The organism is Rathayibacter sp. AY1A4 (assembly GCF_002930955.1).
In the GTDB taxonomy this organism is placed as follows: Bacteria; Actinomycetota; Actinomycetes; order Actinomycetales; family Microbacteriaceae; genus Rathayibacter.
In genome coordinates this window covers 46,577-53,732 of sequence record NZ_PSTN01000023.1, presented here as the reverse complement: position 1 = coordinate 53,732, position 7,156 = coordinate 46,577, and the positions used below count along the sequence as shown (strand labels likewise).

The following is a 7,156-nucleotide window of genomic DNA, read 5'->3' as shown; positions in this document are numbered from 1 at the left end:
CGGCCCCACGAGGAGGACGTCGGCCTCGGGGAGGGAGTGGTCGAGACCGGTGAGGGTCTCGGAGCGGAACACGGCATCCATGCCGCGCTCCTTCGCGCCCGCTCGCAGCCGGTGGGCCAGGAACGTGCTCGACGCGCCTGCACCGCAGACGATCAGGATCTTCCGCACCTCGTTCGCCTCCTCGCGTCCGGGTCGTGATTCATCCAAGCATCCCCTCGGAGGGGCGGCACCCTCCAGCAGACAATCTTCCGCGGGGGCGGAAGACGGCCCCTTCCGCCCGCGGCGCGGGGGCTCCCGGGCGCGTCGCCGGGGTGATTGACTGACGGGACGTACGACTCGCCGCCCGCGTCCTGCGGGCCCGCGGCAGGGTCGTGGCGCTCCCGGCGCCCGCCCCGACCGCACGCCTGGAGCCTGATGCCTGACAACCGCGAACGACTGCTGGAGTACCTCTCCCGCGCCGACGGCTGGGTGACGGCGCACGAGCTCGCCGACAGGCTCGGAGTCACCACCCGCAGCGTCCGGAGCTACGTCACCGCGGTGAAGGCGCAGGCCGCCCCGCTGGAGCCGGTCGAGTCCTCCGCGAACGGCTACCGGCTCGCGCGCGAGGCGTACGCGGCGTACCTGGAGGCGCAGCGCAGCCGCGACATCGAGCCCGACACCCCGCGCGACCGGCTGTACAGCATCGTCCGCCGCCTGGTCGACTCCGACGAGGGCCTGGACGTCTTCGCCCTCGCCGACGCGCTGTCGGTGAGCGAGTCGACCGTCGACGCCGATCTGCGCCGGGTGAAGGCCCTCGCCGACGAGGCCGGCCTCGGGCTGGTCCGGCGCGGCCCGTCGGTGCGCCTCGAGGGCAGCGAGGAGGCCCGCCGCCGCCTGATCTCGCGGATGTTCCGCGACGAGAGCGCGCAGGGTGTCTTCACGCTCGACGACGTCCAGCGCGAGTTCGCCTCCCCCGGCCTCGGCGCCTTCAAGACCGAGCTGCTGGCCGAGCTCGAGACCCGCGGCTACTACATCAACGACTACGGCGTGAACAGCGTCCTCCTCCACATCGCGATCGCCGTCGACCGCGTCGCCCGGGGCATCGGGGACCCCTCCGGCTCCCGCCCCTCCCCCGCGATCCACGGCGAGCTCGCGGCCCTGCTGGCGGAGCTGGTGGAACGGCACTTCGCGACGCGCCTGACCGACGCCGAGCTCGCCCAGCTCGCGATCCTGATGACGACGCGGGTGGCGACGCCCGGGCAGAACGAGCCGGTCGCCGCCGTGGTCGAGAACTACCTCGACCCGGAGGACCTCGCCGTCGTCCGCGAGCTCGTCGCCGACGTCAACCGCGAGTACCTGGTCGACCTCGACGACGAGGGCTTCATCGTCCGCCTCGCCCTGCACGTGCGCAACCTGATCGCCCGGGCCGCCGAGGGCGGCTACTCCCGCAACCCGCTCACCCGCTCGATCAAGACCAGCTACCCGATGACCTACGAGATCGCCGTGTTCCTGGCGAGCGGGCTGCAGCGCCGGCGGGGCGTCGTGGTCAACGAGGACGAGATCGCCTACATCGCCCTCCACGTCGGCTCGTTCCTCGAGCGGGTGTCCCGGCGGGAGGAGCGTCTGTCCTGCGTGATCGTCTGCCCCAACTACTACGACCTCGCTCACATGCTGCGCCTGCGCGTCGAGCGCTCGCTCGGCACCGAGGTGGAGGTGCGCTCGCTGATCACGCGGAGCGACGTCGACTGGGACCGGCTCACCGCCGACCTCGTGATCACCACGATCGACGAGCGCCCCGCGTCAGACGACGTCGTGGTCGTGCAGCCGTTCCTCACCGACCACGACGTCGAGACGGTGCGCCGGGCCATCGCCCGCGTCCGCCGGCACCGCCGCCGCGCGCAGATCAAGGACGAGCTGCTGCAGTTCTTCGACGAGGAGCTGTTCTTCCGCAACGTGCACGCGCGCGACGAGGCGGCGATGATCCGGATGCTGGGCGAGCGGATGATCGCCGGCGGCATCATCGACGAGGACTACGTCGACGGCGCCATCGAGCGCGAGCGGATGAGCTCCACGGCGTTCACCGACAACCTCGCGGTCCCGCACGCGATGGCGATGAGCGCCCGCCGCACCTCCATCGCGATCGTCGTGAACGACACCGCGATGGAGTGGGGCGAGCAGCGGGTGAACGTGATCGCGATGATCGCGTTCGCCTCGGCCGGCCGCAGCACCTTCCAGTCGGTGTTCGACCAGTTCGTCGAGGTGTTCGCCGACCGGGCGGAGGTGCAGCGCCTCATCCGGCGCTCCACGGACTTCGGCGGCTTCATCGAGGAGCTGGTGCGGGTGATCGACAGCTAGCCGACACCCGCACTCCGGGTGGAGCCGGAGGGCGCTGTCGTCCTCCCGCTCCCGCGCTTCGTGGGCGCCCGACGCACCCCCGCCGGGCGCGAGAGGCCACGAGGAGCCTCCTCCGCATCGGATCGGAGGAGCTCCGCGTTGGGGCCTCTAGGCGAAGGGCGTCGGCACGATCCCGTAGGGGGCGAGGCCGGCCGCGCCGCCGTCGGCGAGCGTGGTGACCCAGATGCCGTCGTGGTGCACGGCGACGGAGTGCTCCCAGTGGGCGGCCATGCTGCTGTCCTCGGTCGCGACCGTCCACTCGTCCTCGCGGACGAAGGTCTCGGCGCTGCCCGCGGTGACCATCGGCTCGATCGCGACGACGAGTCCCGGCTTCACCTCGGGGCCGCGCTGGCGCACCCGGTAGTTGAAGACCGGCGGAGCCTCGTGCATGGTGCGCCCGATGCCGTGGCCGATGTAGTCGGTGAGGATGCCGTAGACGCGGCCCGAGCGCTCGGCCTCGTCCTCGATGTACTCCTCGATCGCCGCGCCGACCTCGTTGAGATGGCGGGCGGAGGCGAGGGCGGCGATCCCCCGCCACAGGGATCCCTCGGTCACCCGCGAGAGCTCGGCGCGTGCCGCGACCTCCTCCGGGCGGGAGGGATCGGGCAGGACCACCGTCATCGCGGAGTCGCCGTTCCAGCCGTCGATCTCGGCGCCGCTGTCGATGGAGACCAGGTCGCCCGGCTCGAGCACGCGCCCGCCGGGGATGCCGTGGACCACCTCGTCGTTGACCGAGGCGCAGATCGTGTGCCGGTAGCCCGGGACGAGCTGGAAGTTCGAGTGGCCGCCGAGTGCGACGATCGCCGACTCGGCGATCGCGTCGAGCTCGAGCGTGGTGACGCCCGGGCGGATCGCCGCGCGGACCGCATCGAGCGAGGCGGCCGTGGCGAGGCCCGGAGCGAGCATCGACCGCAGCTGCGCGGGCGTCTTGTAGAGCGAGGAGCGGAACGCCACGGCTCAGGCGGCCGGGGTGTCGAGGCGGCCCACGCGGTGGCCCTCGAGGGCGACGACGATCCGCTCGGTCACCTCGTCGACCGGCCCGAGGCCGTCGACCACGACCACGAGCCCGCGGGCCGCATAGACGTCGATGAGCGGAGCGGTCTGCTCCTCGTAGAGCGCGAGTCGGCGCCGGATGACGTCCTCGGTGTCGTCGCTGCGCCCCTGCTCGAGCGAGCGCTTGAGCAGGCGGCCGACGACCTCGTCGGGATCGGCCGTCAGCTGGACGACCGCGTCGAGCCGGTTGTCGTCCGCGGCGAGGATGCGGTCGAGCTCGTCGACCTGCTCCGTGGTGCGCGGGTAGCCGTCGAGCAGGAACCCGGTCGACGCGTCCGCCTCCTGGAGGCGGTCGTGCACGATCGCGTTGGTCAGCTCGTCCGGCACGTAGCGCCCGTTGTCGAGGTAGGCCTTCGCCTGGAGACCGAGCTCGGTCTCGTTGGCGACGTTCGCGCGGAAGATGTCCCCGGTCGAGATGGCGGGCACCCGGAGGATGTCGCTCAGCCGAGCGGCCTGGGTCCCCTTGCCTGCGCCGGGAGGGCCGATCAGCAGGAGACGGAAGCCGATCGGATGCGACGTCATCGGAGGAGTCCTTCGTAGTGGCGCTGCTGCAGCTGGGAGTCGATCTGCTTCACCGTCTCCAGGCCGACTCCGACGATGATCAGGATGGACGTGCCGCCGAAGGGGAAGTTCTGGTTCGCACCGACCAGCGCGAGGGCCACGAGGGGCACGAGCGCGATGAGGCCGAGGTAGACCGATCCGGGCAGCGTCACCCGGGTGAGCACGTAGTTGAGGTACTCGGCGGTCGGGCGGCCGGCGCGGATGCCGGGGATGAAGCCGCCGTAGCGCTTCATGTTGTCGGCGACCTCGTCCGGGTTGAAGGTGATCGCGACGTAGAAGTAGGTGAAGCCCACGATCAGGAGGAAGTACAGCGCCATGTAGAGCGGGTGATCGCCCTTGGTGAGGTAGTTCGTGATCCAGGTGACCCAGACCGGGGCCTCCTGGCCAGCGGCGGGCTGGTTGAACTGCGCGATGAGCGCGGGCAGGTACAGCAGCGACGAGGCGAAGATGACGGGCACGACGCCGGCCATGTTGACCTTGATCGGGATGTAGGTGTTGTTGCCGCCGTAGGTGCGGCGGCCGACCATCCGCTTGGCGTACTGCACGGGGATCCGCCGCTGCGACTGCTCCACGAAGACCACGGCGACCACGAGCACGAGGCCCACGCCGAGGACGAGGAGGAAGGTCTCGAAGCCGCGCGACTGCGCGATCGACCACAGGGAGGTGGGGAACTGGGCGGCGATCGAGGTGAAGATCAGCAGCGACATGCCGTTGCCGATGCCGCGCTCGGTGATGAGCTCGCCCATCCACATGATGATCCCGGTGCCCGCAGTCATGGTGATGACCATGAGGAGGATGGAGTACCACTCGTCGGTGATGATGAGCGCCGAGCACTCCGGGACGCCGGAGTTGCCGAAGAGGGCGCCCGAGCGGGCGACGGTGATCAGCGTCGTCGACTGGAGGACGCCGAGCGCGATGGTGAGGTACCGCGTGTACTGGGTGAGCTTGCCCTGACCGGACTGCCCCTCCTTGTACAGGGTCTCGAAGTGAGGGATGACCACGCGCAGCAGCTGCACGATGATCGACGCCGTGATGTACGGCATGATCCCGAGCGCGAAGATCGACAGCTGGAGCAGTGCTCCACCGCTGAAGAGGTTCACGAGCTCGTAGAGACCCGAGGTGCCCTGGTTGCCGGCGAGACAGGCCTGCACGGCGCTGAAGTCGACGAACGGAGCAGGGATGAAGGATCCCAGCCGGAAGATCGCCACGATCGCGAGGGTGAAGCCGATCTTGCGGCGGAGGTCGGGGGTGCGGAAGATCCGCGCAACGGCGCCAAACACTACCTAAGGTCTCCTGCTCAATTCTGTGGTGCGGGATACAGGTCGAGCTTGCCACGCGCTCCCGGAGGGAGTCGGCGTGGCAAGCTCGACCGACAAGCTGCTGGTGCTACTTGATGGATCCGCCCGCAGCGACGATCTTCTGCTCGGCAGAGCTGGAGACCTTGTCGACCGCGACGTTCAGCTTAACCGCAATGTCGCCGTCCCCGAGGACTTTGACCTTCTCGTTCTTGCGGACAGCACCCTTGGCGACCAGGTCGCCGATGGTGACGTCGCCGCCCTGGGGGTAGAGCTCCGCGAGAGCGGACAGGTTCACGACCTGGTACTCGACCCGGAACGGGTTCTTGAAGCCGCGGAGCTTCGGGGTGCGCATGTGCAGCGGCATCTGCCCACCCTCGAAGCCGACGCGCACCTGGTAGCGGGCCTTGGTGCCCTTGGTGCCGCGACCAGCGGTCTTTCCCTTGGAGCCCTCACCGCGACCCACGCGGGTCTTGGCCTTCTTGGCTCCGGCAGCGGGGCGGAGGTGGTGGACCTTGAGCACGTGCTCCTTGGTCGCCGGCGCCGCCGCGCCCTTCGTGGTGGTCGCCTGCGCGGGAGTCGTGGACTCCGCGGCGGCGGCCTTCTTCGTCTCAGCCATTAGTCAATCTCCTCGACCTTCACCAGGTGGGCGACGGTCTTCACGTATCCGCGGTTCTGGGCGTTGTCCTCGCGGACGACGCTCTGACCGATCTTCCTGAGGCCGAGCGAGCGCAGCGTGTCGCGCTGGTACTGCTTCTCGCTGACCTTCGACTTGATCTGGGTCACCTTGAGCTGGGCCATCAGGCACCTGCCTTCGCGTTGGACGCGGCGGCGAGGGCGTCGGCCTCGGCACGGACGAGACGTGCCGGCGCGACCTGGTCGAAGTCGAGACCACGACGAGCGGCGACGGCGCGCGGCTCCTCGAGCTGCTTCAGAGCCTCGACGGTCGCGTGGACGATGTTAATGGTGTTCGACGAGCCGAGCGACTTGCTCAGGACGTCGTGGATGCCGGCGCACTCGAGGACGGCGCGGACGGGACCGCCGGCGATGACACCGGTACCCGCGGCGGCGGGGCGCAGGAGCACCACACCGGCGGCGGCCTCACCCTGGACGGGGTGCGGGATGGTCGAGGCGACGCGGGGGACGCGGAAGAAGTTCTTCTTCGCCTCCTCGACGCCCTTGGAGATGGCGGTCGGGACCTCGCGGGCCTTGCCGTAGCCGACGCCCACCAGTCCGTTGCCGTCTCCGACGACCACGAGCGCGGTGAAGCTGAAGCGACGACCGCCCTTGACGACCTTCGACACGCGGTTGATGGTCACGACGCGCTCGAGGAACTGGCTCTTCTCGGCGTCACGGCCACCGCGGTCGCGGCCACCCTGGTTGCGGTCGCGGCCGCCGCGGCGGGGCTCACGAGCCTCCTGCTGCGGCTGCGTGGACGCAGCGGTCTCGACGGGGGCCTCCGACACAGCGGCGACCTCGGGTTCCTTGTTCTCTGCGGCGCTCACAGGTTGAGCCCTGCCTCTCGTGCTCCATCGGCGATCGCGGCGACGCGACCGGCGTACTTGTTGCCTCCGCGGTCGAAGACGACCGCCTCGACACCGGCGTTCTTGGCGCGCTCGGCGACGAGCTCGCCGACCTTGCGGGCCTTGGCGGTCTTGTCGCCGTCGAACACGCGCAGGTCGGCCTCGAGGGTCGACGCCGACGCGAGGGTGCGGCCCTGAGCGTCGTCGACGACCTGCACGAAGACGTGGCGGGCCGAGCGGTTGACGACGAGGCGGGGGCGCTCGGCGGATCCGACGACCTTCTTGCGCAGACGGTCGTGACGACGACCGCGCGCAGCGGACTTGCTCTTTCCTCTGGTTCCGAGTCCCATG

Annotated in this window: 9 protein-coding genes; 1 reads left to right on the top strand and 8 read right to left on the bottom strand. The window is 70.0% G+C overall.

From position 1 onward, the window contains the following. Positions 1 to 207 (bottom strand): PTS sugar transporter subunit IIB (locus tag C5B92_RS13360; protein ID WP_374952935.1); only part of this gene is annotated, 207 nt, incomplete at its 3' end. 207 nt (positions 208 to 414) lie between these two features. Between C5B92_RS13360 and C5B92_RS13355 the strand changes: the two genes are divergently transcribed. Continuing rightward, complete coding sequence (locus C5B92_RS13355; RefSeq protein WP_104350481.1) at positions 415 to 2,334, top strand: BglG family transcription antiterminator; 1,920 nt, start codon at positions 415 to 417, stop codon at positions 2,332 to 2,334. A gap of 147 nt (positions 2,335 to 2,481) precedes the next feature. Here the strand turns inward: C5B92_RS13355 and map are convergent, their stop codons facing one another. The 7 genes from map to rplR all read right to left on the bottom strand — a co-directional run bounded on the left by map (position 2,482) and on the right by rplR (position 7,155). Next, positions 2,482 to 3,327, bottom strand: coding sequence for a type I methionyl aminopeptidase (gene map, locus C5B92_RS13350; RefSeq protein ID WP_104255704.1), 846 nt, complete (start codon positions 3,325 to 3,327; stop codon positions 2,482 to 2,484). A gap of 3 nt (positions 3,328 to 3,330) precedes the next feature. Then, on the bottom strand, positions 3,331 to 3,948 hold the full coding sequence (locus C5B92_RS13345) for an adenylate kinase (protein WP_181028829.1): 618 nt from the start codon (positions 3,946 to 3,948) through the stop codon (positions 3,331 to 3,333). After that, complete coding sequence (gene secY, locus C5B92_RS13340; protein WP_104224557.1) at positions 3,945 to 5,267, bottom strand: preprotein translocase subunit SecY; 1,323 nt, start codon at positions 5,265 to 5,267, stop codon at positions 3,945 to 3,947. Before secY ends, C5B92_RS13345 begins: the two co-directional genes overlap by 4 nt. Positions 5,268 to 5,373: 106 nt before the next feature. Next, a complete protein-coding gene (rplO, locus tag C5B92_RS13335; RefSeq protein WP_104226755.1) occupies positions 5,374 to 5,901 on the bottom strand; it encodes a 50S ribosomal protein L15 in 528 nt (175 codons plus the stop codon). Next, entirely contained in the window at positions 5,901 to 6,083 is a 183-nt protein-coding gene (gene rpmD / locus C5B92_RS13330; RefSeq protein ID WP_181024623.1) for a 50S ribosomal protein L30, read from the bottom strand. The genes rplO and rpmD overlap by 1 nt, the downstream gene beginning before the upstream one ends. After that, entirely contained in the window at positions 6,083 to 6,787 is a 705-nt protein-coding gene (gene rpsE / locus C5B92_RS13325; protein WP_104224559.1) for a 30S ribosomal protein S5, read from the bottom strand. Before rpsE ends, rpmD begins: the two co-directional genes overlap by 1 nt. Continuing rightward, a complete protein-coding gene (rplR, locus tag C5B92_RS13320) occupies positions 6,784 to 7,155 on the bottom strand; it encodes a 50S ribosomal protein L18 (protein ID WP_056037296.1) in 372 nt (123 codons plus the stop codon). The genes rpsE and rplR overlap by 4 nt, the downstream gene beginning before the upstream one ends. Position 7,156 lies beyond the last annotated feature (1 nt).